Genomic DNA, 23618 nt, shown 5'->3' with positions numbered 1-23618 from the left:
GGCCGCAAATCTTGCAAAATGAATATGCGAGACGAAGAACGAGCCATTGAAACTCGATGACGGTGCAGGGGGTGCGAGCGAATCGAGGAGAGATCTTTGCCTGGCTACAGGTTGCGCTGTTTGCGCTTTTTCCACTGGCGGCCAACCCACCACCGCCAATAGGCCATGGTCAAACAATAGGCCAACGCTCCCAGTACCAACCCCAACACCACCGAGCCCAGCAGAAACGGTTGCCAAAGCGTCGATAACTGCTCGCTGATCCATTCCCAGGTCAACTCGTCGGGAAGGCCGCGCGGCGGTACGTTCATCAGCCAGGTACCGGTCATGTAGGTGCAGAAGAACACCACCGGCATAGTAATCGGGTTGGTCAGCCAAACAAGACTAACGGCGAGCGGCATATTGCCGCGCACGGCAATGGACAGGACCGCGGCCAGCAACATCTGCAAGGGAATGGGGATAAACGCGGCAAACAGGCCCACGGCCATGGCCCGGGCTACAGAGTGCCGATTGAGGTGCCAAAGGTTTGGGTCATGCAGCAGCGTGCCAAGAAAGCGTAAGGATTTGTGTTCCCTGATGCTGGTCGGATCGGGCATGTACCGTTTGAATAAGCGCCGTGGCATAAGGGGTCCAGGTCAGTTCGAGGGGCAAGTATGCCCGTATTCCATGAACGGGAAATTCAGACTTTGTGACAAAAGATCATACTCCGCGTAGTCGGCTCGGCTAAGACTCAATGGGTCACTTTCAAGGAATGACTCATGCGCACAGGGATGTTCGCGCTCGCGTTGGGGCTACTTGCCTTGCGGTTCTTGCCGGCGTTGCCGCCGGTTGGTTGGCTGCTGGTCCTGCTGGTCCTGGCGTTGATGCTACTGCCATTTCGCACGTATCCATTGGCTTTTTTTTTGCTGGGGTTGAATTGGGCCAGCTTCAGCGCGCAGTGGGCGCTGGATGACCGGCTTGCACAGGAACTGGATGGCCAGACCCGTTGGCTGGAAGCTCGCGTCACCGGGCTGACGCAACAAAATGGCGACGTAGTGCGCTTTGAACTGAGCGATAGCCGGTCGCGCAAGGACAAGCTGCCCAAGCTCATTCGCGTGGCCTGGCATGGAGGCCCCCCGGTTCACAGTGGCGAGCGTTGGCGCCTGGCTGTCACTCTCAAGCGTCCGTCCGGCTTGCTCAATGCCCATGGTTTTGACTATGAAGCCTGGCTATTGGCCCAGCGCATCGGCGCCACGGGTTCGGTCAAGGATGGCCAGCGCCTGGCGCCTGCCCGGCATGCCTGGCGCGATTCGATTCGCCAGCGCCTGTTGGCCGTGGATGCCCAAGGCCGTGCAACAGGGCTGGCTGCACTGGTGCTGGGGGATGGTTCCGGGTTGGCGCCCGAGGATTGGCGCATATTGCAAGACACCGGCACTGTGCATTTGCTGGTGATCTCCGGCCAGCACATCGGGCTATTGTCGGGATTGATCTATGGACTGGTCGCCGGGCTGGCCCGTTACGGTTGTTGGCCGAGACGATTGCCGTGGTTGCCCTGGGCTTGTGGCCTGGCGTTCGCCGCAGCACTGGCCTATGGCTTGCTGGCGGGTTTTGAAGTGCCGGTGCAACGGGCCTGTGTGATGGTCGGGTTGGTATTGTTGTGGCGCCTGCGGTTTCGTCACTTGGGCATCTGGTGGCCGCTGTTGCTGGCGCTCAACGCTGTCTTGATCCTGGAACCATTGGCGAGCCTGCAACCGGGGTTCTGGTTATCCTTTGCCGCCGTGGCGGTGCTGGTTCTGGCGTTCAGCGGGCGGCTGGGTCCCTGGCGAGCCTGGCAGGCCTGGACCCGTGCCCAGTGGTTGATTGCTATCGGTCTGTTCCCATTGTTGCTGATCCTCGGCTTGCCCATCAGCTTGACTGCGCCCCTGGCTAATCTGTTTGCGGTACCGTGGATCAGCGTGGTGGTGTTACCCCTGGCACTACTGGGTACGGTCTTGTTGCCAGTGCCTTATATTGGCGAATCCCTCTTATGGCTGGCGGGTGGCACCCTTGATTGGCTATTCAGGGCCCTGGCGCTGTTGGCGGAGCATTTTGCGGCCTGGGTCCCTGTCGAGGTGCCTTTCGGGTATTGGCTGGTGAGCCTGGTGGGGGCGGTGCTGTTATTGATGCCCAAAGGCGTTCCGTTTCGCCTGCTGGGCTGGCCGATGCTGCTGTTGGCGGTGTTCCCACCCCGTGAATCGATCTCCAGCGGGCAGGTCGATGTGATGCAACTGGATGTCGGGCAGGGGTTGGCGATCGTGCTGCGTACCCGCAACCACACCCTGCTGTATGACGCCGGGCCTCGGTTTGGCGAGTTCGACCTTGGCGCACGCGTGGTGCTGCCTTCCCTGCGCAAGATGGGTGTATCGCAGTTGGACTTGATGCTGCTCAGTCATGCCGATGCTGATCACGCCGGTGGCGCGGTGGCCGTTGCTCAGGGGTTACCCGTCAAGCGTGTGGTAGGCGGAGAAACCAACGGGTTGCCCGCTTTCCTGGGCACTCAACCTTGTGTCAGCGGTGAGCAATGGGAATGGGATGGGGTGAGGTTCGAGTTATGGCAGTGGCTGGATGCCCGCAGCGGCAACCAGAAATCCTGTGTGCTGCAGGTAGTGGCCAACGGCGAGAGACTGCTGCTGACCGGAGATATCGACCGCGATGCAGAGAGGGCGCTGCTGGCCACGTCACTGGCGGTCAGTACTGACTGGCTGCAAGCACCTCATCATGGTAGTCGCAGCTCTTCTTCATGGCCTCTATTGCAGCGGCTCGCGCCCAAGGCCGTGCTGATCTCTCGTGGTCGCAGCAACGCGTTTGGCCATCCGCATCCTCAGGTGCTGGAGCGTTACCGGGTCTTGGGCAGTGCCATTTATGACAGTGCCGAAATGGGCGCCCTGCGCCTGCAATTGGGCACCTTTCAGAAGCCAGTAGCCGCTCGCGGCCAGCGCCGGTTCTGGCGAGAGGTTCCGACAATGCCAGCGGTAATCGACCGTAACCAAAGACCGGCGCCTGCGACATGATGGCCTCGGGCAGGTAGGCCCTTGCGCGCAACCCTATATGCTAAAGTGGCGCACTTTTTCGAAGGGGCGTTCACTGTGTGGGAATTGGTCAAGTCCGGCGGCTGGATGATGTTGCCGATCATTATGAGCTCCATCGCCGCACTCGGTATCATCGCCGAACGCTTGTGGACCCTGCGCGCTAGCCGCGTGACCCCGCCCCATCTGCTGGGGCAGGTCTGGCGCTGGATCAGAGACAAGCAACTGGGCAAGGACAAGCTCAAGGAGCTGCGGGCCAACTCGCCCTTGGGCGAGATCCTGGCCGCGGGGCTGGCCAACTCCAAGCATGGCCGCGAGATCATGAAGGAATGCATCGAAGAAGCTGCTGCCCGGGTCATCCATGAACTGGAGCGCTACATCAATGCCTTGGGCACCATCGCCGCCATGGCGCCGCTGCTTGGGTTGCTCGGCACGGTGCTGGGGATGATCGACATCTTCAGTTCCTTTATGGGCTCTGGCATGACCACCAACGCTGCAGTGCTGGCCGGGGGTATCTCCAAGGCCTTGATCACCACGGCCGCAGGCCTGATGGTCGGTATTCCGGCAGTGTTCTTTCACCGATTCCTGCAACGCCGGATCGATGAGCTGGTGGTGGGCATGGAGCAGGAAGCCATCAAGCTGGTGGAAGTGGTGCAGGGCGACCGTGATGTCGATCTGGTTGAGGGCAAAGCGTGAAATTTCGCCGCAAACAACGGGAAAACGTCGATATCAACCTGGCGTCGTTGATCGACGTGGTGTTCATCCTGCTGCTGTTTTTTGTCGTGACCACCACCTTTACCCGGGAAACCCAACTGCGGGTCGATCTACCGGAAGCCGTCAGCGGCTCGCCGGCGCCAGACCCGCAGGCCAAGCAACTGGACATTGCCATTAGCGTCGATGGGGTGTTTTCGGTGAATAACCAGTTGCTGGAGAAAAACGATCTGGCCAGCCTGATGGATGCACTCCAGAAAGAGTCCGGCGGTGATACGCAGCTGCCGCTGTCCATCAGCGCTGATGGCAAGACCCAGCACCAGGCCGTGATCACCGCGATGGACGCCGCCGGCAAGCTCGGCTTCAGCCATTTGCGCATGACCACCGTCGAGGCGGCGGGCCAACCCTGATGAGCATGTCCGATCGTTTGCTGCGTGCCTGGTACACCGGCCATCCCGCCCTCAAGCTCTTGCAGCCGCTGGAATGGCTGTATCGCCGGGTTGTGCGGCGCAAGCGTGAACGCTTCCTGGCGGGCGAGGGCGAGATCTACCAGTCGCCGGTGCCGCTGGTGGTGGTCGGTAATATCACTGTCGGTGGCACGGGCAAGACGCCGTTGATTCTCTGGTTGATCGACCACTGCCAACGCAGCGGTTTGCGGGTCGGCGTGGTCAGCCGCGGTTACGGCGCCAAGCCGCCGCAGTTACCCTGGCGGGTTGAAGCTAGCCACAGCGCCGAGGTCTCGGGCGACGAACCACTGTTGATCGTGCAGCGCAGCGGCGTCCCGCTGATGATCGACCCCGACCGTAGTCGCGCCGTGCAGGCGCTGTTGGCCAGCGAAACACTGGACCTGATTCTTTCCGACGATGGTCTGCAGCACTACCGATTGGCCCGTGACCTGGAACTGGTGCTGATCGACGCGGCCCGAGGCCTGGGCAATCGCCGGTGCCTGCCGGCGGGGCCGTTGCGCGAGCCGGTGGAACGCTTGCAAAGCGTCGATGCGCTTCTTTATAACGGCGCAGGCTCGGATCGTGATGATGGTTTTGCCTTCCGTCTGCTGCCCACCGCGCTGGTCAATTTGCAAACCGGCGAGCGCAAGCCGCTGGATCATTTTCCGCTGGGCCAGCGCGTCCACGCTGTCGCTGGCATTGGTAACCCGCAACGTTTCTTCAATACCCTTGAAACGCTACACTGGCTGCCGATACCCCATGCTTTTGCCGACCATGCGCCCTACAGCGCCGAGGTTCTGAGTTTCACGCCGTCACTGCCGCTGGTCATGACCGAGAAGGACGCGGTGAAGTGCCGCGCCTTTGCGCAAGCCCACTGGTGGTACCTTGCGGTGGATGCGGCACCGTCACCGGCGTTCGTCGCCTGGTTCAATACGCAATTGATGCGTCTGCTGCCTGCTCGCCTTTTGCCTTAAAACGCTTTTATCCAGGAAACATTCATGGACACCAAACTGCTCGACATCCTCGCTTGCCCTATCTGCAAAGGCCCGCTCAAGCTCAGCGCCGACAAAACCGAGCTGATCAGTAAGGGTGCCGGCCTGGCTTACCCGATCCGTGATGGCATCCCGGTGATGCTGGAAAGCGAAGCCCGTACCTTGACCACCGACGAGCGCCTGGATAAATGACCACCGCCTTCACCGTTGTCATCCCGTCCCGTTACGCCTCCACCCGTCTGCCGGGCAAGCCGCTGCAGATGATCGGCAGCAAGCCAATGATCCAGCTTGTCTGGGAACAGGCCTGCAAAAGCAGCGCCGAACGGGTGGTGGTGGCCACTGATGATGTGCGCATCATTGAAGCGTGCAAAGCGTTCGGCGCTGAAGCGGTGCTGACCCGTGAAGACCACAACTCCGGCACTGACCGCTTGGCCGAAGTGGCCACGCACCTGGGGCTGGCGCCTGACGCCATTGTGGTCAACGTGCAAGGTGACGAGCCGTTGATTCCCCCCGGTGTCATCGATCAGGTGGCGGCCAACCTGGCGGCCCACGCTGAAGCACGTATGGCGACCTTGGCCGAGCCGATCGAAGACATTGAAACGCTGTTCAACCCGAACGTGGTGAAAGTGGTCAGCGACATTAATGGCCTGGCGCTGACGTTCAGTCGTGCCATCTTGCCGTGGGCGCGCGATGACTTTGCCAAAAGCCGTGACGTATTGCCGGCGGGCGTGCCGTATCGCCGCCATATCGGTATCTACGCTTACCGCGCCGGTTTCCTCCATGACTTTGTCAGTTGGGGCCCGTGCTGGCTGGAGAGCACCGAATCCCTGGAGCAGCTGCGTGCACTATGGCACGGCGTGCGTATTCACGTGGATGATGCCCTGGAAGCGCCGCCGGCCGGTGTCGATACCCTTGAAGACCTTGACCGCGTCCGCCGCCTGCTGGGGGCCTGATGGAGGTTTTGTTCGTCTGTCTGGGCAATATCTGTCGCTCGCCCACCGCTGAAGGTGTACTGCGCCATAAATTGCGCGAAGCCGGGCTGGCTGGGCAGGTTGAAGTCGCCTCGGCTGGCACTGGCGAATGGCATATTGGCAAGGCACCGGACAAGCGCAGCCAGCGCGCGGCGCTACAGAGGGGCTACGACCTGTCGGCTCAGCGCGCGCAGCAGGTGTCGCGTGCTGATTTTGTCCGCTATGACCTGATCCTCGCCATGGACCAGAGCAACCTGCATAACCTTAAGGCCATGCAGCCTGCTCAAGGCAAGGCGGATCTGGACCTGTTTCTGCGCCGTTACGACTCGGCGGTGGACGAGGTGCCAGACCCGTACTACGAGGGCGAGCAAGGCTTCGAACGGGTCCTGGACCTGATCGAGCACGCCTGTGATTTGTTGGTGATTGAATTGAAGGGGCGGTTATGACCTTGCAAGTGCAGGCGCAGGTTTCGCTCAAGGCATTCAACAGCTTTGGTATCAATGTGCGTGCCCAGTTGTTTGCCGAGGCCCGCAGTGATGCCGATGTCCGTGAAGCCCTGGCCTACGCTGCCGGGCAACAATTGCCGTTGCTGGTGATTGGCGGCGGCAGCAACCTGCTGCTGACCCAGGACATTAAGGCCATGGTGTTGCGCATGGCCACCCAGGGTATTCGGGTGGTGCACGATGATGGCGTTCATGTGGTTGTCGAAGCCGAAGCTGGTGAAGCCTGGCATCCGTTTGTGTTATGGACCCTGGAGCACGGTTTTTCCGGCCTGGAAAACCTCAGTCTGATTCCCGGTACAGTCGGCGCGGCGCCGATGCAGAACATTGGCGCCTACGGTGTGGAGATCAAGGACATGTTTGCCGGCCTCACCGCGCTGGATCGCCAGACCGGCGAGTTGCGGGATTTCAGCCTGGACGAATGTAATTTTGCCTACCGCGATAGCTTGTTCAAACATGAAGTCGGGCGCTGGTTGATCCTGCGGGTGCGTTTTGCCTTGAGTCGCGCTGTGCACTTGAAGCTCGAATATGGTCCGGTGCAACAGCGTTTGGCCGAGCAGGGGATTACCCAAGCGACGCCAAGCGATGTCAGTCGGGCGATTTGCAGCATTCGTAGGGAGAAACTGCCTGACCCGGCGGTGCTGGGCAATGCCGGCAGTTTTTTCAAGAACCCCTTGGTTTCCCAGGCCTTGGCTGCCCAGTTGCAGGCACTGTACCCGGATCTGGTGGCCTACCCTCAGGCGGACGGGCAGATGAAGTTGGCAGCTGGCTGGTTGATTGATAAGGCCGGTTGGAAAGGCTTTCGCGACGGCGACGCCGGCGTGCATCGCTTGCAGGCCCTGGTGCTGGTCAATTACGGCGCAGCAACGGGCCTGGAAATTTCCAATCTGGCGCAACGAATCCAGCAGGACATTGCCCAGCGCTTCCAGGTTGATCTGGAAATGGAGCCCAATCGCTATTGAGCTACGCTTCTTCAAGAGTGAATCAAGCCCTGCATTGCAGGGTTTTTTTTACTCTTCACACCGCTCTGCTTGCTGGGTTAACTTAGCTGGCTAACGATGTTTGTTTATCGCTCTATAGACGCTGTTTATAAAAGGCCCGGTGAAGATCCGTCTTCACAAGAGAGCCTGACTAGCCTGAGTCAATCTGCGTGTACCAACTCTACTCTACCCCTGGCGGCAGATTGCTCGACCCCATAACCCATAAATATGCGGGCGTGCCCATGATTACCCTGAAGCTCAACGGTCAAGACCATCAACTGGACGTCACCGAGGATATGCCGCTGCTGTGGGCCATCCGCGATGTGGCCGGTTACAACGGCACCAAGTTTGGCTGCGGCATGGGCCTGTGTGGTGCGTGCACCATTCATATCGACGGCTCGCCCGCCCGCAGTTGCATCACCCCGATTGGCGCGGTCAAGGGCCAGAACATCAGCACCATCGATAACCTGCACACTGACCCTGTTGGCCAAGTGGTTCAGCAAGCCTGGCTGGACACCACTGTGGCCCAATGCGGCTACTGCCAGGGCGGCCAAATCATGTCCGCCACCGCGTTGCTGAAAACCAACCCCAATCCCAGCGACGAGCAGATTGAAGAGGCGATGGTCGGCAATATCTGCCGTTGTGGCACTTACAACCGAATCAAGACCGCGATCCGCCAGGCCGCCACGCACCTGCAGGGGGCCAAGGCATGAGCCAGTTACCCTGTGATTTCAAACTGAACAACCTCAGCCGCCGTGGCTTCCTCACAGGCGTTGGCGTCACCGGTGCTCTGGTTATCGCCGCCAGTTGGGGTTTGCCCGACGCGTTTGCCGAAGACACGATGAAGAAATACGGTGGCGACGCCATGCCCAATGGCGTGATCGACGACCCCAAGGTCTACGTCAGTATTGCCACCGACGGCACCGTCACCGTGATCTGTAACCGCTCGGAAATGGGCCAGGGCGTGCGCACCAGCCTGACCCTGGTAGTGGCCGATGAATTGGACGCCGATTGGGCGCTCGTAAAGGTTCAGCAGGCCTCGGGTGACGAAGTGCGTTTCGGCAACCAGGACACCGACGGCTCACGCAGCATGCGTCACTGGTATGAGCCAATGCGTCGGTGCGGCGCTGCCGTGCGGACCATGCTGGAGCAGGCCGCTGCCGAGCAGTGGAAAGTCCCGGTGGGCGAGTGCCGCGCGCAATTGCATAAAGTCATTCACCAGCCCAGCGGCCGCGAGCTGGGCTATGGTGCCCTGGCCGCTGCCGCCGGTGCGCTGGCGGTGCCGGCTCGCGACGGTTTGCGGCTCAAGCAGCCGTCGGAGTTTCGCTACATCGGCAAGGAAGGCACCAAAGCCATCGACGGTGCCGACATCGTCAACGGCCGCGCGGTGTATGGTGCCGACGTGCATTTCGACGGCATGTTGTTCGCCACCATTGCCCGTCCGAAGGTCTATGGCGGCAAGGTCAAATCCTTCGATGCCAGCGCGGCATTGAAGGTTCCGGGTGTGCTCAACGTGCTGGAAATCGAAAGCCGGCCTTTGCCGTCGGAATTCCAGCCTTTGGGCGGCGTAGCAGTTGTCGCCAGCAATACCTGGGCGGCGATCAAGGGTCGCGAAGCCTTGCAGATTGTTTGGGATGACGGCATCAACGCCGGCTACAACTCCATCGACTACCGCAAGGAGCTGGAAGCGGCCGCGTTGAAACCCGGCAAAGTGGTGCGCAACACCGGCAGTATCGATCAGGCCCTGAGCGACGCCGACAGCACCCTCGAAGCCGCTTACTACTTGCCGCACCTGGCTCAGTCGCCGATGGAGCCGATGGTGGCCATCGCCCGATTCGACAAGGGGCAGTGCGAAGCCTGGGCGCCAAGCCAGGCACCACAAGTCAGTCGTGAGCGAATCGCTGAGCGGCTAGGGCTACCGTTCGATAACGTCACGTTGAATGTCACGCTGTTGGGTGGTGGTTTTGGTCGCAAGTCCAAACCCGACTTCATCGTTGAAGCGGCAATCCTGGCCAAGGCGTTTCCTGGCAAGGCGGTGCGCGTGCAGTGGACGCGTGAGGACGATATCCACAATTCCTACTTCCATACCGTGTCCGCCGAGTACCTCAAGGCCGGCCTGAACAAGGACGGCATGCCGTCGGGATGGCTGCACCGCACGGTGGCGCCGAGCATCACTGCGCTGTTTGCCCCCGGCATGAACCATGAGGCCGCATTCGAACTGGGCATGGGATTTACCAACATGGCCTACGCGATTCCCAATGTGCGCCTGGAAAACCCTGAAGCGGTGGCCCATACCCGGGTTGGCTGGTACCGCTCGGTATCAAATATCCCCCACGGCTTTGCAATTCAGAGCTTTGTAGATGAATTGGCCCACAATGCGGGTCAAGACCCGTTGAAGTACCAGCTGAAATTGCTGGGCCCGGATCGTCAGATCGATCCCAAGACCTTGAGTGATGAGTGGAACTATGGCGAATCGCCAGAGCGCTACCCCATCGACACCGCACGCTTGCGTGGCGTACTGGAAACCGCTGCCAAAGCCGCTGGTTGGGGCCGCAAGCTGCCCAAGGGTCGTGGGCTGGGGCTGGCGGTGCACTACAGTTTCGTTACCTACGTGGCAGCGGTGATCGAGGTGGAAGTCAAAGACGACGGCACCCTGATCGTGCACAAGGCGGACATTGCCGTTGACTGTGGCCCGCAGATCAATCCGGAGCGCATCCGCTCGCAGTTCGAGGGGGCTTGCGTGATGGGGCTGGGCAATGCGGTGCTGGGAGAAATCAGCTTCAAGGACGGCAAGGTCCAGCAGGACAACTTCCATATGTACGAAGTGGCTCGCATGTCCCTGGCGCCCAAGGAAATCGCCGTGCACCTGGTCACGCCAAAAGGCGATGTACCGTTGGGTGGTGTCGGTGAGCCGGGTGTGCCGCCGATTGCACCGGCGCTGTGCAATGCAATCTTCGCCGCTACGGGCAAGCGTATCCGTAATTTGCCGGTCCGTTATCAATTGCAGGGTTGGCAGCAGGAGACGAAGGGCTGATGGACAGTGTCGATCTGAACGTCTTGCGCAGCGTGCTGGAGTGGCGCCGGGCTGGGCAGCGGGTGGTGCTGTACAGCGTGGTCCAGACCTGGGGCAGTGCGCCGCGCCCACCGGGGGCCATGTTGGCCTTGCGGGGCGATGGGGTGGTGATTGGTTCGGTCTCTGGCGGGTGCATTGAAGACGATTTGATCGCCCGTTTGCAGGACGGTCGCTTGCCCGACGATGGGCCGCCAGTGCAACTGGTGACGTATGGCGTCACGCGAGATGACGCAGCACGTTTTGGTCTGCCTTGTGGCGGAACCTTGCGTCTCACGCAGGAGCGGGTGACCGATGCGGGTTGGGTGGCCGAGTTGCTGGCACGCTGTGAGGCCCATGAGGTTGTCGCCAGAGAGTTGGACCTGGCGACCGGCGAAGTCATCTTGAGCCCCGCAGACAAGACCGACACCGTGAGTTTTGACGGTGAGCGCCTGCGGGCCATTTACGGCCCTCGCTGGCGCTTGCTGTTGATCGGTGCCGGACAGTTGTCGCGCTACGTGGCAGAAATGGCTCGGTTGCTGGATTTCGAAGTGCTGATCTGCGATCCGCGCAAGGAGTTCGTCTATGGCTGGGAAGAACAGCACGGGCGCTTCGTGCCAGGTATGCCCGATGACGCGGTGCTCAATATCCAGACTGACGAGCGCACGGCCATCGTCGCGCTGACCCACGATCCGCGCCTGGACGATATGGCGCTGCTCACGGCGCTGAACTCTAGGGCGTTCTACATTGGTGCTTTGGGTTCGCGGGTCAACAGTCAGAAGCGTCGGGACAATTTGGCAGCCCTGGGGTTGACGACGGATGCGATCGCTCGCCTGCATGGCCCTATCGGTTTGCATATCGGTAGCCATACCCCGGCGGAGATCGCTTTGTCGTTGATGGCGGAGATTGTCTCCATCAAGAACGGGATTGATTTGTTGCAAAAGAAACCGTTGCAGGTGGCAGTCAGTTGACGGGCTCAATCACAGCCATTGTCCTGGCAGCAGGACAAGGCAGCCGATTTCGGGCTGTGGCGGATCAGGACAAGTTGCTGGCGCCTTGCGTGGGTCGTGATGGGGTGATACGACCGATGATTGAGCAGGTGCTGGTAAATCTACCGCCCAGCGTTGCAAGGCGTTGGGTGGTGACGTCGCCGGATCGAAGCGAGGTTATTCGTCTGGCACAGGCTTATGGTTGTGAGGTGCTCCTTTTGCGTTCAGCAGGCATGGGCGACAGCATCGCAGCGGCGGTGTCGGCCAGTGCTTCAGCCACTGGCTGGCTGGTGGTGTTGGGGGATATGCCGTTTATCCTGCCGTCGAGTATCGAGCAGGTGGTTACGGGACTTGGGCAAGATGGCATCAGTGTTCCCGTTCAGGGCGGTGAGTACGGTCACCCGGTTGGCTTTGGTCGCTCCTTTGGTCCTGCATTAATGGCATTGACTGGCGATCGTGGGGCGAAACCGCTGTTTGCCCAGGCATTAGTGCGAGAAGTGCCGGTCGATGATCCTGGGGTATTGTGGGATGTAGATGTGCCAGGGTTGCTGCATTTCCGGTAACAATCGCCAGACATAAAAAAGCCCCGCCTGATCACTCAGGCGGGGCTTTTTAGTGGCCGATGGAATCAGGCGAGGGGTTTAGGCTCGTGCTCTTCTTCCAGGGCTTGTGGGTTGTGCTCTACCACTTCCTCAACGGAACGCAGGTTCTCGTCGATGGCGGGGGTAGTGTGCTCAACCACGGCTTCGGCTGCCGGGGCAGGAGCCTCGACCACTTCAGCGACAACCGGTGCAGCTACTGGAGCAGCAGCGGCAGCCAGTTCGGCTTCCTTGCGGCGACGACGCACTTCACGCGGGTCGTTTGGTGCACGGCCATTTTCGGTCAGGGCGCTGGCCGGAGCTTCAATCACCGGAGCGGCAACTTCGGTAACCACTGGCGCTTCTTCGACGACCGGAGCTGCAACAACTACTGGCTCGGCGGCGATGACTTCAGCAACTGGCGCTGGAGTTTCTTCTACCGGGGCAGGCGCTGGTGCTTCGAAAGCGGCGGCGGGTTCGGCAGTCCATTGGAAGGCAGTCTGTTCTTCGCGAACTTCACGCACTTCTGGGGTTGCTTCGACCACTGGCGTTTCGACAGCGGCTTCAACGGCCGGCTGTTGTTCAACAACAACGGTAGGCTCGGATACCACTTCGGCTTCAGGCTGAGGCTCGCGAACTTCGCGAATTGGCGCAACTTCCACTTCAGTAGCCGCAGGCGTCGAGGCTTCAACGACTGGCGCTTCGACGACTGGCGTCTCAACTACAGCGTTTTCCTGTACGGCAGCAGTGGCGCGTTCAGCCTGCTCGTTGGCTTGGGCTTCAGCGGGTGCGCTGATGACCGAGCGGGCAACGGCAGCGGTAACGGCCAGGCCAGCGGCCAGTTCGGCACTGGTTGGTTCGCTGTCGTCGTCGTTGGCTTCGTTAGCCTCGCCGGTTTCTTCGGAGCCTTCGATCACGTTGCCGTTGGCATCACGTTGACGCTCGCGACGGTTGCTGCGACGACGCTGGCCACGGGAGCGGCGGCGTGGACGATCGCCTTCGGCGTTGTCCTGACCGTCTTCCTGCAGTTGCTCTTCGTTGGACAGCAGTTCTTCTTCTTCGCTGGCGGTAACAGCCTGCTCGGCGTGAGGTTGACGCTCTTCACGCGGTGCACGTGGAGCACGTTCTTCACGCGGCTGGCGAGCTGGGCGTTCTTCGGTCGAAGCAACAGCGGCGACGGCCGGAGCGGCATCCAGCGGTTCGCGCAGTTCACGCACACGTTCTTCACGCTCGCCACGAGGCTTGCGGTCTTCACGAGGTGCACGAGGTGCGCGCGGTGCACGTTCTTCACGAGGCGCACGTTCTTCGCGGGCTACGACCGGAGTTTCTTCACGGGCTTCACGTGGCTGGCGCTCTTCACGTGGTGCGCGTTCTTCACGCGGAGCACGTTCTTCGCGAGGCTTGCGCTCTTCGTCACGGCGACCGTTACGGTTGCGGCTCTGCTGGCGACCGTTGCGACGCTCTTCATTGCGAGCAGGGCGTTCGGTGGCCGGCTTCTCGACGACAACTGGAGCAGCAGGCTCTTCCTTGGTGGCGAACAGGCTGACCAGCGACTTCACCAGGCCCTTGAACAGACTTGGCTCCGGCAGGGCGGCAGGTGCTGCAACCGGGGCGACATCTTCAACCGGAACCGGTGCGTTGGCACGGGCCGGTGCGGTCTTGACGGCCGCTTCCTGACGAACCAGGGTGCGGGTCGCGGCGGCTGGCTGGACTTCTTCCACTTCGGCAGCGGCAGCAGCGATTTCGTAGCTGGACAGATTGACGTGTGCTTCCGGGCTGTCATCACGCAGGCGCTGCACTTCGAAGTGCGGCGTTTCGAGGTGATCGTTCGGCAGGATGACGATGCGGGCACGGGTGCGCAGTTCGATCTTGGTGATCGAGTTGCGTTTTTCGTTGAGCAGGAAGGCTGCAACCGGGATCGGCACCTGGGCGCGGACTTCGGCAGTGCGGTCTTTCAGGGCTTCTTCTTCGATCAGGCGCAGGATCGCCAGGGACAGCGATTCAACATCACGGATGATGCCGGTGCCGTTGCAGCGCGGGCAAACGATGCCGCTGCTTTCGCCGAGCGAAGGACGCAGGCGCTGACGGGACATTTCCAGCAGGCCGAAGCGCGAGATGCGGCCAACCTGTACGCGGGCACGGTCGGCTTCCAGGCATTCGCGGACTTTCTCTTCCACGGCGCGCTGGTTCTTGGCAGGGGTCATGTCGATGAAGTCGATGACGATCAGGCCGCCGATGTCGCGCAGGCGCAACTGACGGGCGATTTCTTCGGCGGCTTCAAGGTTGGTCTGCAGTGCGGTTTCTTCGATGTCGCTGCCTTTAGTGGCGCGCGCCGAGTTGATGTCGATGGACACCAGGGCTTCGGTCGGATCGATAACGATGGAACCACCGGAAGGCAGTTCAACGACGCGCTGGAAAGCGGTCTCGATCTGGCTTTCGATCTGGAAACGGTTGAACAGCGGGACGCTGTCTTCGTACAGCTTGATCTTGCTGGCGTACTGCGGCATCACCTGGCGGATGAAGGTCAGGGCTTCGTCCTGGGCTTCAACGCTGTCGATCAGCACTTCGCCGATATCCTGGCGCAGGTAATCGCGGATGGCGCGGATGATCACGTTGCTTTCCTGATAGATCAGGAACGGCGCGGAACGATCCAGGGACGCTTCTTTGATAGCGGTCCACAGTTGCAGCAGGTAATCGAGGTCCCACTGCATTTCTTCGCTGCTGCGGCCCAGGCCGGCAGTGCGCACGATCAAGCCCATGTCGGCCGGAGCGATCAAGCCGTTCAGTGCTTCACGCAGTTCGTTGCGCTCTTCACCTTCGATGCGGCGGGAAATACCACCAGCACGTGGGTTGTTCGGCATCAGAACCAGATAGCGGCCAGCCAGGCTGATGAAGGTGGTCAGGGCGGCGCCCTTGTTGCCACGTTCTTCTTTTTCCACCTGAACGATGACTTCCTGGCCTTCGCTCAGGACGTCCTTGATGTTCACGCGGCCTTCAGGGGCTTTCTTGAAGTATTCGCGGGAGATTTCTTTGAGGGGCAGAAAGCCGTGGCGCTCGGAGCCGAAATCGACAAAGGCAGCCTCAAGGCTTGGTTCGATACGAGTAATCCGGCCTTTATAGATGTTGGCCTTCTTTTGCTCGCGTGCACCGGACTCGATGTCCAGGTCGTAGAGGCGTTGGCCGTCTACCAGTGCAACACGCAACTCTTCGGGTTGAGTTGCGTTAATCAGCATTCTTTTCATGTTATACCGTCGGTTTCCGGGCTGCCGGAAACGGCGTTCGGCACACACGACTTCTCACGGTCGGTGTCAGGTGCGTCAAGAGTGGTTGGCCACTCCAGTGTCCAGCGACATCTGTCCAATGGGACAAAGTCGCGACGGACGCGTCCTGCTTGTTTGCTGTGGTGACTAACGCACCACTTAAACAAAAGCTAAGGTCAGGAGGAGGAATCAACCGGCGACTGTGGACGAGATGAAGCGTCTAAATATAAGCCTAGTGCTACACAGTCCGACGGTTGTGCATCTCCACCCTACACGTATCCCTGATAAATCGGGTGCTGCCGCGCGCAGAATCCGCAGCGGGTTGGCATTTACCGTGTTCTCCAATGGGGAGACCACGCTCATGGCTAAACAAGACCGGGTGTGGGCAACTGTGCTCTCACTCAGCTCGTAACAGGCGTTGTTTCCGAAGCATTCGCCGTGGTCTGGTTCAAGACTGACTGCACTTTGTGAACTGGCCGTAAATATCGGCGCAAAAGGCGAGTAATTGCTCTGCTCTTTGCACTCGCTTCAGGCCTCATGTCACCTGCGCTTGTTACAATCTTGAGCCTTCCAAGGTGGCGAAAGCCCCGTAGGACGGCCTCGCGTCCTGATGAATTGCGATGGTCAGGGCCGGCTGTTTGCCGTTAGTCCTCTGTCCAGGCCGCTTTTGGCGACGTTCGCGACTATAGCAGCAATGATTAAGTGCTTCAATTCCATAAAAAATTGTTATCATTCTCGCCATGACGACTACCGCCCCCCAGACCCCCAGCGTCCAGCTGCTTGAGGTCTCGCCGGAATATGCCGGCCAACGCATCGACAACTTTCTTCTTGCCAGGCTCAAAGGCGTGCCCAAGACCTTGATTTATCGCATTTTGCGTAAAGGCGAAGTGCGCGTGAACAAGGGCCGAATCAAGCCCGAGTACAAGTTGCAGGCGGGCGATATCATCCGTGTGCCGCCGGTACGGGTGCCTGAGCGCGACGAGCCCGTTCCCTTGGCTCAGGGGCTGTTGCAGCGCCTTGAGGCGTCGATTATCTTCGAAGATAAGGCGCTGATCGTGATCAACAAGCCTGCCGGCATTGCTGTGCACGGGGGCAGCGGCCTCAACTACGGGGTGATCGAAGCCTTCCGTCAGTTGCGCCCTGATACCAAGGAGCTGGAGTTGGTCCATCGCCTGGATCGTGACACCTCCGGCCTGCTGATGATCGCGAAAAAGCGCAGCATGTTGCGCCACCTGCACGCCGCCCTGCGCGGTGACGGTATCGATAAACGCTACATGGCCCTGGTCCGTGGCAACTGGGCGACGTCGATCAAGAGCGTGCGAGCGCCGTTGCAGAAGAGCAACCTGCGCTCCGGCGAGCGCATGGTCGAGGTGAACGAGGAGGGCAAGGAAGCGCTGACCCTGTTCAAGGTGCTGCGTCGCTTTGGTGACTTCGCAACGATGGTTGAGGCCAAGCCCATTACGGGTCGTACCCACCAGATTCGCGTTCATACCCTGCATGCGGGTCACTGCATTGCCGGCGATACCAAGTACGGTGACGAGGGTTTCTCCAAGGAAATCCGTGACCTGGGCGGCAAGCGCTTGTTCCTGCACGCCTATATGCTGACTGTGCCGCTGCCCGATGGTGGCGAATTGAAGCTACAAGCGCCTGTCGATGAAATGTGGGCCAAGACCGTGGAGCGCCTGAGTGTCGCGCCTTGACTACAAGCTGCTGATCTTTGATTGGGATGGCACTCTGTGCGATTCCATTGGTCGGATTGTGGAGTCGATGCATGCGGCTTCGGCGCGTTCTGGGTATGAGCTGTGCAGCGACCTGGCAGTCAAGGGCATCATCGGCCTGGGCTTGCCGGAAGCAATCCGCACCCTGTACCCGGAGATTGGCGACGATGAGCTGGTAGCGTTTCGTCAGCGCTATGCCGATCACTACATGGCTCTGGATGCCCAGCCTTCGCCGCTGTTTGAGGGGGTGGTGCAGTCCATGGAAGCGTTCCGTGCCGAGGGCTATCACTTGGCGGTGGCCACCGGCAAGGCCCGTCGAGGCCTGGATCGGGTGCTCAAGGCGCATGGTTGGGAAGATTATTTTGATGTCACTCGTGCTGCGGATGAAACCGCCAGCAAGCCTCATCCTCTGATGCTTGAGCAGATCCTCGCTCATTGTGGCGTGTCGCCCCGTCAGGCGTTGATGGTGGGTGATGCGTCGTTCGATCTGATGATGGCGCGTAATGCCGGGATGGATTCCGTGGCGGTCAGCTACGGCGCCCAGTCTGGCCAAGCCTTGCAGGCGTATGAGCCAAGGCTGACGATTGACCGTTTTGCTGAATTGCAGGCCTGGCTCAGTCGGGCTAGTTAAGTATTTGCTGGGGTAGATGGCATGACCGATGAGTGGAAAGCGCCTGAGAAGGCCAGTGCCGATAGCGGCGATGACAAAAGTTGGAAGCTGCTGGAGAAAACCTTGCTGGCCAGTGTCCAGGAGCAGCGTCGCTCCCGGCGTTGGGGGATCTTTTTCAAGCTCCTGACCTTTATTTACCTGTTGGGAATGCTGGCGCTGTTCAGTCCGCTGGTGGATATGGAGAAAAGCGCCACCCGTAGCGGTAATTACACAGCATTGATCGAAGTGCGCGGGGTGATTGCCGACAAGGAGTCTGCCAGCGCCGACAACATCGTCAGCAGCCTGCGGACGGCTTTCGAGGACTCCAAGGTCAAGGGCGTGATTCTGCGCATCAACAGTCCGGGTGGTAGTCCGGTGCAGTCGGGTTACGTGTATGACGAAATTCGTCGCCTGCGCGCCTTGCACCCGGACATCAAGCTGTACGCGGTTATTTCCGACTTGGGGGCTTCTGGTGCCTACTACATCGCCAGTGCCGCTGATCAGATTTACGCCGACAAGGCTAGCCTGGTGGGCTCCATTGGTGTGACGGCGGCCGGCTACGGCTTTGTTGGCGCCATGGAGAAGCTGGGTGTTGAGCGCCGCACCTACACGTCTGGCGAGCACAAGTCGTTCCTGGATCCGTTCCAGCCGCAAAAGGCTGACGAAACTCAGTTCTGGCAGGGCGTGCTGGATACCACTCATCGGCAGTTCATTGCCAGCGTCAAGCAAGGGCGCGGTGATCGGCTCAAGGATAAAGATCATCCGGAGCTGTTCTCGGGGTTGGTCTGGTCGGGTGAGCAGGCGCTACCGCTGGGCTTGATCGATGGCCTGGGCAGTGCCAGTTCAGTAGCGCGCGATGTGATTGGCGAGAAAGAGCTAGTGGACTTCACCGTCCAGGAGTCGCCGTTTGATCGCTTCTCGAAAAAGCTCGGCGCTAGTGTGGCTGAGCAGTTGGCGATGTGGATGGGCTTTCAAGGGCCGACCTTGCGCTGATTGACACCGCTTAATGGAAACCGGCCCTTGTGGCCGGTTTTCTGTTTTGGCGGGTTACGGAATCTGTATGCCTTCGGCCAGCAACATATCTACCAGTCGAATCAGCGGCAAACCCACCAGGCTGGTCGCGTCAGGGCCTTCAGTGCTTTGAAACAGGCTTACCCCCAAGCCTTCGGCCTTGAAGCTGCCAGCGCAGTCGTAGGGCTGTTCAATGCGCAGGTAGCGCTCGATGCGTGCTGCGTCGAGCGTGCGCATGTGTACGGTAAAGGGGATGCAGTCGACCTGGCAGTGGCCGGTGTTGCTGTTCAGTACGGCTAGGCCGGTGAGAAAACTGACGCGCTTGCCACTGGCTGCCAGCAGTTGCTCGCGGGCGTTTTCGAAGGTGTGGGGCTTGCCGATGATTTTTCCGTCGAGTGCAGCTACCTGGTCCGATCCGATGATCAAGTGGCCTGGATGGCTGCCAGCAAGGGCGCGGGCTTTTTCTTCGGCCAGGCGCTTGACCAACTCTGCGGCGGACTCGTCCGGTCGGTGGCTTTCGTCGATATTGGGCGAGCTGCAGATGAACGGCAGGTGCAAGCGGTTCAACAATTCCCGGCGATAAATCGAGCTTGAAGCAAGTAATAAAGGCAGCATGGGCGTCTCCTCAAGGCAGTCGCGGATTCTAGCGAGGTGGTCGGGTGACGCACAGGGCTGAATTTCCTTTGACATGGCTGGGTGCATCCCTATAATGCTGCGCCTATGTTGAATGACCCGATTCCACCTCACGTTGACCCGCGCAAATTGGCTGATCGTGGCACCACCCTTCAAGGTGAACTGCTGCTGGCCGATTTGGAGAGACTCTGCGACCCGCTTTCCGACACTGTCGGTACGGTGCAGGCTAAATTTATTTTTGAGCGAGATGAACGTAAGTCTGTGGTGATCCACAGCTTTATCGACACCGAGGTCAAAATGGTTTGCCAGCGTTGTCTTGAGCTGGTCACCCTGCCGATCCACAGCGAATGCAGTTATGTTGTGGTGAAAGAGGGTGCGAATACCCAGTCGTTGCCGAAAGGTTATGACGTTCTGGAACTGGGCGAAGATCCTTTGGATCTGCAGTCACTGGTTGAGGAGGAGCTTTTGCTTGCCTTGCCCATTGTGCCTGCTCATCATCCGGAAGAATGCCAGCAGCCGGCGGGTCTCGATGAGCCCGAACCGAGCGAGGACGAGGTAACGCGGTCCAACCCGTTCAGTGTATTGGCGCAGTTAAAGCGTGACCCAAACGTTTAGGAGTTAATCAATTATGGCTGTTCAGCAGAACAAAAAATCCCGCTCTGCCCGTGACATGCGTCGTTCGCACGACGCCCTGACGGCTAGCACTCTGTCTGTAGAAAAAACCACCGGTGAAATTCACCTGCGTCACCACGTATCGCCAGAAGGCGTATACCGTGGCCGTAAAGTGATCGACAAGGGCGCTGACGAGTAATCACTTGTCTGCTCAAGTCATCGCGATTGACGCAATGGGCGGGGACTTCGGTCCCCGCAGCATTGTTCAGGCCAGCATTGCTTGCCTGTCTGCCACGCCCTCGCTGCACCTGACCCTCGTCGGTCAACCCTCCCTACTTGAAGAACTGATTGCCAGCCATTCGGCTGTGGATCGCGTGCGCCTGACGATTACGGCCGCCAGCGAAACCATCGGCATGGATGAAAAACCTGCGCAGGCCTTGCGTGGCAAGCCTGACTCTTCCATGCGCGTAGCGCTTGAGTTGTTGCGTGATGGCAAGGTCCAGGCCGTAGTCAGCGCCGGCAATACCGGGGCCTTGATGGCCTTGTCGCGCTATGTGCTGAAGACCCTGCCAGGGATTGATCGACCGGCGATGGTGGCGGCGATTCCGACTCAGCGTGGCTATTGCCAATTGCTGGACCTGGGGGCGAATGTCGATTGCAGTGCCGAGAATCTGTTGCAGTTTGCTGTGATGGGCTCAGTGGCGGCCGAAGCGCTGGGTGTTGTCCGGCCTAGGGTTGCCTTGCTGAATATCGGCACCGAGGACATCAAGGGCAATCAGCAAGTCAAGCTGGCCGCCAGCCTCCTGCAGCGCGCGCGGGGCTTGAACTACATCGGGTTTATCGAAGGTGACGGTTTGTATCGCGGCGAAGCGGATGTGGTGGTGTGCGACGGTTTTGTCGGCAATATCCTGCTCAAGTCCAGCGAGGGGCTGGCCACCATGATTGCCGCGCGCATCGAGACGTTGTTCAGGAGGAACCTGGCTTCGCGCCTGGTGGGCGCCTTGGCGCTGCCGTTGATGCGGCGACTGCAGGCAGACCTGGCGCCAGCGCGGCATAATGGCGCGAGTTTTCTTGGCTTGCAGGGGATAGTGGTGAAAAGTCACGGTTCAGCAGGGGTGCAGGGCTTTCAAAGTGCCATTCAGCGTGCATTGATCGAAATCCAGGAAAGCCTGCCGCAACGCTTGCACGGCCGTCTTGAGGATCTGCTGCCTTAGGCGAATTGGTCCGGGAATGCTTACAATGTGACCGGCCAGTTCAATTGACCATCCAATTTGTCAGTTTCTTGCGCTCCCACCTGTGGGGCGTCAATTCTCCGACGACCAGATCATTAGGGGCTTGTTACATGTCTACATCCCTCGCATTCGTCTTTCCAGGGCAAGGTTCGCAGTCCCTCGGCATGTTGGCCGAGTTGGGCGCGCAATATCCGCTGATTCTGGAAACCTTCAAGGAAGCTTCCGACGCCCTGGGTTACGACCTTTGGGCGCTGACCCAGCAGGGGCCGGAAGAGCAGCTCAATCAAACTGACAAGACCCAGCCGGCCATTCTCACCGCCTCTATCGCGCTGTGGCGTCTTTGGCTGGCTGAAGGTGGTGTGCGCCCGGCCTACGTCGCTGGCCATAGCTTGGGCGAATACAGCGCCCTGGTGGCGGCTGGAAGCCTGACCCTCGGTGAAGCGGTCAAGCTGGTAGAGCGTCGCGGCCAACTGATGCAAGAGGCTGTTCCAGCTGGGCAGGGCGGCATGGCTGCCATTCTCGGTCTGGAAGATGCTGACGTGATTGCAGCCTGCGCCGAAGCGGCCCAGGGCGAAGTGGTCAGCGCCGTCAACTTCAACTCGCCAGGCCAGGTGGTGATCGCCGGTGCCAAGGCCGCTGTCGAGCGCGCCATCGAAGGCTGCAAGGCTCGTGGTGCCAAGCGTGCGCTGCCGCTGCCAGTCAGTGTGCCGTCCCACTGCGAATTGATGCGCCCGGCTGCCGAGCGCTTTGCGCAGGCAGTCGCCGCGATCAACTGGCAGGCGCCACAGATCCCGCTGGTGCAAAACGTTAGCGCTGCTGTTGCCCCAGACTTGGAAACCCTCACGCGTGACTTGCTTGAGCAGCTGTACAAGCCAGTCCGTTGGGTTGAATCGATCCAGGCCTTGGCTGCTCAAGGTGCCACGCAGTTGGTCGAATGTGGTCCAGGCAAAGTCCTGGCCGGCCTGAACAAGCGCTGCGCCGAAGGCGTGTCGACTTCCAATCTCAATACCCCGGATGCCTTCGCTGCCGCTCTTGCGGCACAGGCCTGAAATAAGGAGAAGCCTGCATGAGTCTGCAAGGTAAAGTTGCACTGGTGACCGGCGCAAGCCGCGGGATTGGCCAGGCTATCGCCCTGGAGTTGGGGCGCCTGGGCGCTGTAGTCATCGGCACCGCGACCTCCGCCGCCGGCGCCGAGCGTATCGCCGCGACCTTGAAGGAAAACGGCGTTCAAGGCACGGGCCTTGAGCTCAATGTGACCAGTGACGAATCAGTCGCAGCGGTATTGGCCGAAATATCGGCGCAATTCGGTGTGCCGGCTATTCTGGTCAACAATGCCGGTATCACCCGCGATAACCTGATGATGCGCATGAAAGACGACGAGTGGCATGACGTTGTCGACACCAACTTGAACAGTCTGTTTCGCCTGTCCAAGGGGGTTTTACGTGGCATGACCAAGGCGCGTTGGGGCCGAATTATCAATATTGGCTCGGTAGTAGGTGCCATGGGCAACGCAGGCCAAGTAAACTACGCAGCCGCCAAGGCAGGTCTGGAAGGTTTCAGTCGTGCATTGGCGCGTGAAGTCGGCTCGCGGTCGATTACGGTCAACTCGGTGGCCCCTGGGTTCATCGATACCGATATGACCCGCGAATTGCCTGAAGCACAGCGTGAAGCCTTGCTGACGCAGATTCCGCTGGGCCGTCTGGGCCAGGCTCAAGAGATCGCGAATGTGGTCGCTTTCCTGGCATCCGACGGTGCGGCATACGTGACTGGAGCTACAATTCCGGTGAACGGCGGGATGTACATGAGTTAAATTGTGACGGATTGCTTCAAAAAAATGTCATACGTGCTGTCTAAAATCCGTTATAAAGCTGCAATCTATTTATAGTCAGATGGCCGATAGGGTAGGAGGGTGAAGCTTTCAGTTGAAAAACTGAAAAGCCTTTCTATACACTTACCCACTGGCCAGCTGCCTGAATTTGTCCATTAGGAGTGAAAACAAGGTATGAGCACCATCGAAGAGCGCGTCAAGAAAATCGTTGCCGAGCAACTGGGCGTTAAAGAAGAAGAAGTGACCAATAGCGCTTCCTTCGTTGAAGACCTGGGTGCCGACTCCCTTGACACCGTTGAGCTGGTGATGGCTCTGGAAGAGGAATTCGAGACCGAAATCCCTGACGATGAAGCTGAAAAAATCACTACCGTTCAAGCTGCTATCGACTACGTTACTGCTCACGATAGCAAGTAATTTG

24 protein-coding genes are annotated in these 23618 nt (G+C 59.7%); 21 read left to right on the top strand and 3 right to left on the bottom strand.

Features of this window, described 5'->3' with window-relative positions; translation table 11 throughout:
• Positions 1–104: 104 nt before the first annotated feature.
• On the bottom strand, positions 105–620 hold the full coding sequence (locus tag AAEZ06_RS17105; RefSeq protein ID WP_149413519.1) for a DUF2062 domain-containing protein: 516 nt from the start codon (positions 618–620) through the stop codon (positions 105–107).
• 135 nt (positions 621–755) lie between these two features.
• Between AAEZ06_RS17105 and AAEZ06_RS17100 the strand changes: the two genes are divergently transcribed.
• From AAEZ06_RS17100 to AAEZ06_RS17045, 12 genes are all read left to right on the top strand, one after another.
• On the top strand, positions 756–3026 hold the full coding sequence (locus AAEZ06_RS17100) for a DNA internalization-related competence protein ComEC/Rec2 (protein ID WP_149413518.1): 2271 nt from the start codon (positions 756–758) through the stop codon (positions 3024–3026).
• A gap of 75 nt (positions 3027–3101) precedes the next feature.
• Entirely contained in the window at positions 3102–3737 is a 636-nt protein-coding gene (pocA, locus tag AAEZ06_RS17095) for a flagellar polar localization protein PocA (RefSeq protein ID WP_178114498.1), read from the top strand.
• Positions 3734–4162 carry a flagellar polar localization protein PocB gene (gene pocB / locus AAEZ06_RS17090; RefSeq protein WP_149413517.1) on the top strand — a complete coding sequence of 143 codons (429 nt, stop codon included), beginning with the start codon at positions 3734–3736 and terminating at the stop codon, positions 4160–4162. The genes pocA and pocB overlap by 4 nt, the downstream gene beginning before the upstream one ends.
• Positions 4162–5172, top strand: coding sequence for a tetraacyldisaccharide 4'-kinase (gene lpxK, locus AAEZ06_RS17085; RefSeq protein ID WP_149413516.1), 1011 nt, complete (start codon positions 4162–4164; stop codon positions 5170–5172). The genes pocB and lpxK overlap by 1 nt, the downstream gene beginning before the upstream one ends.
• A gap of 24 nt (positions 5173–5196) precedes the next feature.
• Positions 5197–5382, top strand: a complete 186-nt coding sequence (locus tag AAEZ06_RS17080; RefSeq protein WP_003174668.1) for a Trm112 family protein — start codon at positions 5197–5199, stop codon at positions 5380–5382.
• Positions 5379–6143 carry a 3-deoxy-manno-octulosonate cytidylyltransferase gene (kdsB, locus tag AAEZ06_RS17075; protein WP_350615317.1) on the top strand — a complete coding sequence of 255 codons (765 nt, stop codon included), beginning with the start codon at positions 5379–5381 and terminating at the stop codon, positions 6141–6143. Before AAEZ06_RS17080 ends, kdsB begins: the two co-directional genes overlap by 4 nt.
• The gene (locus AAEZ06_RS17070) at positions 6143–6607 is read left to right on the top strand and encodes a low molecular weight protein-tyrosine-phosphatase (protein ID WP_149413514.1); all 465 of its coding nucleotides are present in this window, start codon (positions 6143–6145) and stop codon (positions 6605–6607) included. Before kdsB ends, AAEZ06_RS17070 begins: the two co-directional genes overlap by 1 nt.
• A complete protein-coding gene (murB, locus tag AAEZ06_RS17065; protein WP_350615315.1) occupies positions 6604–7623 on the top strand; it encodes a UDP-N-acetylmuramate dehydrogenase in 1020 nt (339 codons plus the stop codon). The genes AAEZ06_RS17070 and murB overlap by 4 nt, the downstream gene beginning before the upstream one ends.
• A 260-nt stretch (positions 7624–7883) precedes the next feature.
• Complete coding sequence (locus AAEZ06_RS17060) at positions 7884–8354, top strand: (2Fe-2S)-binding protein (protein ID WP_350615313.1); 471 nt, start codon at positions 7884–7886, stop codon at positions 8352–8354.
• Positions 8351–10675 (top strand): xanthine dehydrogenase family protein molybdopterin-binding subunit, encoded by a 2325-nt coding sequence (locus tag AAEZ06_RS17055; RefSeq protein WP_350615311.1) that lies wholly within the window; start codon positions 8351–8353, stop codon positions 10673–10675. Before AAEZ06_RS17060 ends, AAEZ06_RS17055 begins: the two co-directional genes overlap by 4 nt.
• Positions 10675–11661 (top strand): XdhC family protein, encoded by a 987-nt coding sequence (locus AAEZ06_RS17050; RefSeq protein WP_149413510.1) that lies wholly within the window; start codon positions 10675–10677, stop codon positions 11659–11661. Before AAEZ06_RS17055 ends, AAEZ06_RS17050 begins: the two co-directional genes overlap by 1 nt.
• A complete protein-coding gene (locus tag AAEZ06_RS17045; protein ID WP_149413509.1) occupies positions 11658–12242 on the top strand; it encodes a nucleotidyltransferase family protein in 585 nt (194 codons plus the stop codon). Before AAEZ06_RS17050 ends, AAEZ06_RS17045 begins: the two co-directional genes overlap by 4 nt.
• A 65-nt stretch (positions 12243–12307) precedes the next feature.
• On the opposite strand, the gene rne is transcribed toward AAEZ06_RS17045, so the two are convergent.
• A complete protein-coding gene (rne, locus tag AAEZ06_RS17040) occupies positions 12308–15490 on the bottom strand; it encodes a ribonuclease E (protein ID WP_149413508.1) in 3183 nt (1060 codons plus the stop codon).
• A 767-nt stretch (positions 15491–16257) separates the two neighbouring features.
• On the opposite strand from rne, the gene rluC reads away from it, so the two are divergent.
• Genes rluC through AAEZ06_RS17025 form a run of 3 tightly spaced genes read left to right on the top strand, consistent with a single transcriptional unit; the run spans position 16258 to position 18877 of the window.
• Positions 16258–17217, top strand: coding sequence for a 23S rRNA pseudouridine(955/2504/2580) synthase RluC (rluC, locus tag AAEZ06_RS17035; RefSeq protein ID WP_149413507.1), 960 nt, complete (start codon positions 16258–16260; stop codon positions 17215–17217).
• Complete coding sequence (locus tag AAEZ06_RS17030; RefSeq protein WP_149413506.1) at positions 17204–17866, top strand: HAD-IA family hydrolase; 663 nt, start codon at positions 17204–17206, stop codon at positions 17864–17866. The genes rluC and AAEZ06_RS17030 overlap by 14 nt, the downstream gene beginning before the upstream one ends.
• Before the next feature lie 21 nt (positions 17867–17887).
• A complete protein-coding gene (locus AAEZ06_RS17025) occupies positions 17888–18877 on the top strand; it encodes a S49 family peptidase (RefSeq protein WP_350615308.1) in 990 nt (329 codons plus the stop codon).
• A gap of 54 nt (positions 18878–18931) precedes the next feature.
• On the opposite strand, the gene AAEZ06_RS17020 is transcribed toward AAEZ06_RS17025, so the two are convergent.
• Positions 18932–19510 (bottom strand): Maf family protein, encoded by a 579-nt coding sequence (locus AAEZ06_RS17020; protein WP_149413504.1) that lies wholly within the window; start codon positions 19508–19510, stop codon positions 18932–18934.
• 105 nt (positions 19511–19615) lie between these two features.
• Here AAEZ06_RS17020 and AAEZ06_RS17015 point away from each other — a divergent pair, with 105 nt between their 5' ends.
• The 6 genes from AAEZ06_RS17015 (at position 19616) to acpP (ending at position 23614) form a co-directional block, all read left to right on the top strand.
• A complete protein-coding gene (locus AAEZ06_RS17015; protein WP_133099186.1) occupies positions 19616–20143 on the top strand; it encodes a YceD family protein in 528 nt (175 codons plus the stop codon).
• A gap of 13 nt (positions 20144–20156) precedes the next feature.
• Positions 20157–20339 carry a 50S ribosomal protein L32 gene (rpmF, locus tag AAEZ06_RS17010; RefSeq protein WP_008152339.1) on the top strand — a complete coding sequence of 61 codons (183 nt, stop codon included), beginning with the start codon at positions 20157–20159 and terminating at the stop codon, positions 20337–20339.
• A 4-nt stretch (positions 20340–20343) separates the two neighbouring features.
• Positions 20344–21354 carry a phosphate acyltransferase PlsX gene (gene plsX, locus AAEZ06_RS17005; RefSeq protein ID WP_149413503.1) on the top strand — a complete coding sequence of 337 codons (1011 nt, stop codon included), beginning with the start codon at positions 20344–20346 and terminating at the stop codon, positions 21352–21354.
• Positions 21355–21482: 128 nt separating this feature from the next.
• On the top strand, positions 21483–22421 hold the full coding sequence (gene fabD, locus AAEZ06_RS17000; protein ID WP_149413502.1) for an ACP S-malonyltransferase: 939 nt from the start codon (positions 21483–21485) through the stop codon (positions 22419–22421).
• Positions 22422–22438: 17 nt separating this feature from the next.
• Entirely contained in the window at positions 22439–23182 is a 744-nt protein-coding gene (gene fabG / locus AAEZ06_RS16995; protein ID WP_133099183.1) for a 3-oxoacyl-ACP reductase FabG, read from the top strand.
• A 192-nt stretch (positions 23183–23374) separates the two neighbouring features.
• Positions 23375–23614 (top strand): acyl carrier protein, encoded by a 240-nt coding sequence (gene acpP, locus AAEZ06_RS16990; RefSeq protein ID WP_133099182.1) that lies wholly within the window; start codon positions 23375–23377, stop codon positions 23612–23614.
• Positions 23615–23618 lie beyond the last annotated feature (4 nt).

This window comes from Pseudomonas sp. HY7a-MNA-CIBAN-0227 (assembly GCF_040310325.1).
GTDB lineage: Bacteria > Pseudomonadota > Gammaproteobacteria > Pseudomonadales > Pseudomonadaceae > Aquipseudomonas.
The sequence above is the reverse complement of the archived record's forward strand: the minus strand, read 5'-3'. Positions and strand labels throughout refer to the sequence as shown.

Bases quoted from the DNA above. Each gene is read 5' to 3' on its own strand.
- fabG (WP_133099183.1), top strand. From the start codon at position 22,439: ATGAGTCTGCAAGGTAAAGTTGCACTGGTGACCGGCGCAAGCCGCGGG.
- AAEZ06_RS17050 (WP_149413510.1), top strand. From the start codon at position 10,675: ATGGACAGTGTCGATCTGAACGTCTTGCGCAGCGTGCTGGAGTGGCGC.
- AAEZ06_RS17020 (WP_149413504.1), bottom strand. From the start codon at position 19,510: ATGCTGCCTTTATTACTTGCTTCAAGCTCGATTTATCGCCGGGAATTG.
- AAEZ06_RS17055 (WP_350615311.1), top strand. From the start codon at position 8,351: ATGAGCCAGTTACCCTGTGATTTCAAACTGAACAACCTCAGCCGCCGT.
- rluC (WP_149413507.1), top strand. From the start codon at position 16,258: ATGACGACTACCGCCCCCCAGACCCCCAGCGTCCAGCTGCTTGAGGTC.
- kdsB (WP_350615317.1), top strand. From the start codon at position 5,379: ATGACCACCGCCTTCACCGTTGTCATCCCGTCCCGTTACGCCTCCACC.
- AAEZ06_RS17015 (WP_133099186.1), top strand. From the start codon at position 19,616: ATGTTGAATGACCCGATTCCACCTCACGTTGACCCGCGCAAATTGGCT.
- lpxK (WP_149413516.1), top strand. From the start codon at position 4,162: ATGAGCATGTCCGATCGTTTGCTGCGTGCCTGGTACACCGGCCATCCC.
- murB (WP_350615315.1), top strand. From the start codon at position 6,604: ATGACCTTGCAAGTGCAGGCGCAGGTTTCGCTCAAGGCATTCAACAGC.
- acpP (WP_133099182.1), top strand. From the start codon at position 23,375: ATGAGCACCATCGAAGAGCGCGTCAAGAAAATCGTTGCCGAGCAACTG.
- rne (WP_149413508.1), bottom strand. From the start codon at position 15,490: ATGCTGATTAACGCAACTCAACCCGAAGAGTTGCGTGTTGCACTGGTA.
- AAEZ06_RS17105 (WP_149413519.1), bottom strand. From the start codon at position 620: ATGCCACGGCGCTTATTCAAACGGTACATGCCCGATCCGACCAGCATC.
- AAEZ06_RS17025 (WP_350615308.1), top strand. From the start codon at position 17,888: ATGACCGATGAGTGGAAAGCGCCTGAGAAGGCCAGTGCCGATAGCGGC.
- fabD (WP_149413502.1), top strand. From the start codon at position 21,483: ATGTCTACATCCCTCGCATTCGTCTTTCCAGGGCAAGGTTCGCAGTCC.
- AAEZ06_RS17060 (WP_350615313.1), top strand. From the start codon at position 7,884: ATGATTACCCTGAAGCTCAACGGTCAAGACCATCAACTGGACGTCACC.
- AAEZ06_RS17070 (WP_149413514.1), top strand. From the start codon at position 6,143: ATGGAGGTTTTGTTCGTCTGTCTGGGCAATATCTGTCGCTCGCCCACC.
- rpmF (WP_008152339.1), top strand. From the start codon at position 20,157: ATGGCTGTTCAGCAGAACAAAAAATCCCGCTCTGCCCGTGACATGCGT.
- AAEZ06_RS17080 (WP_003174668.1), top strand. From the start codon at position 5,197: ATGGACACCAAACTGCTCGACATCCTCGCTTGCCCTATCTGCAAAGGC.
- AAEZ06_RS17100 (WP_149413518.1), top strand. From the start codon at position 756: ATGCGCACAGGGATGTTCGCGCTCGCGTTGGGGCTACTTGCCTTGCGG.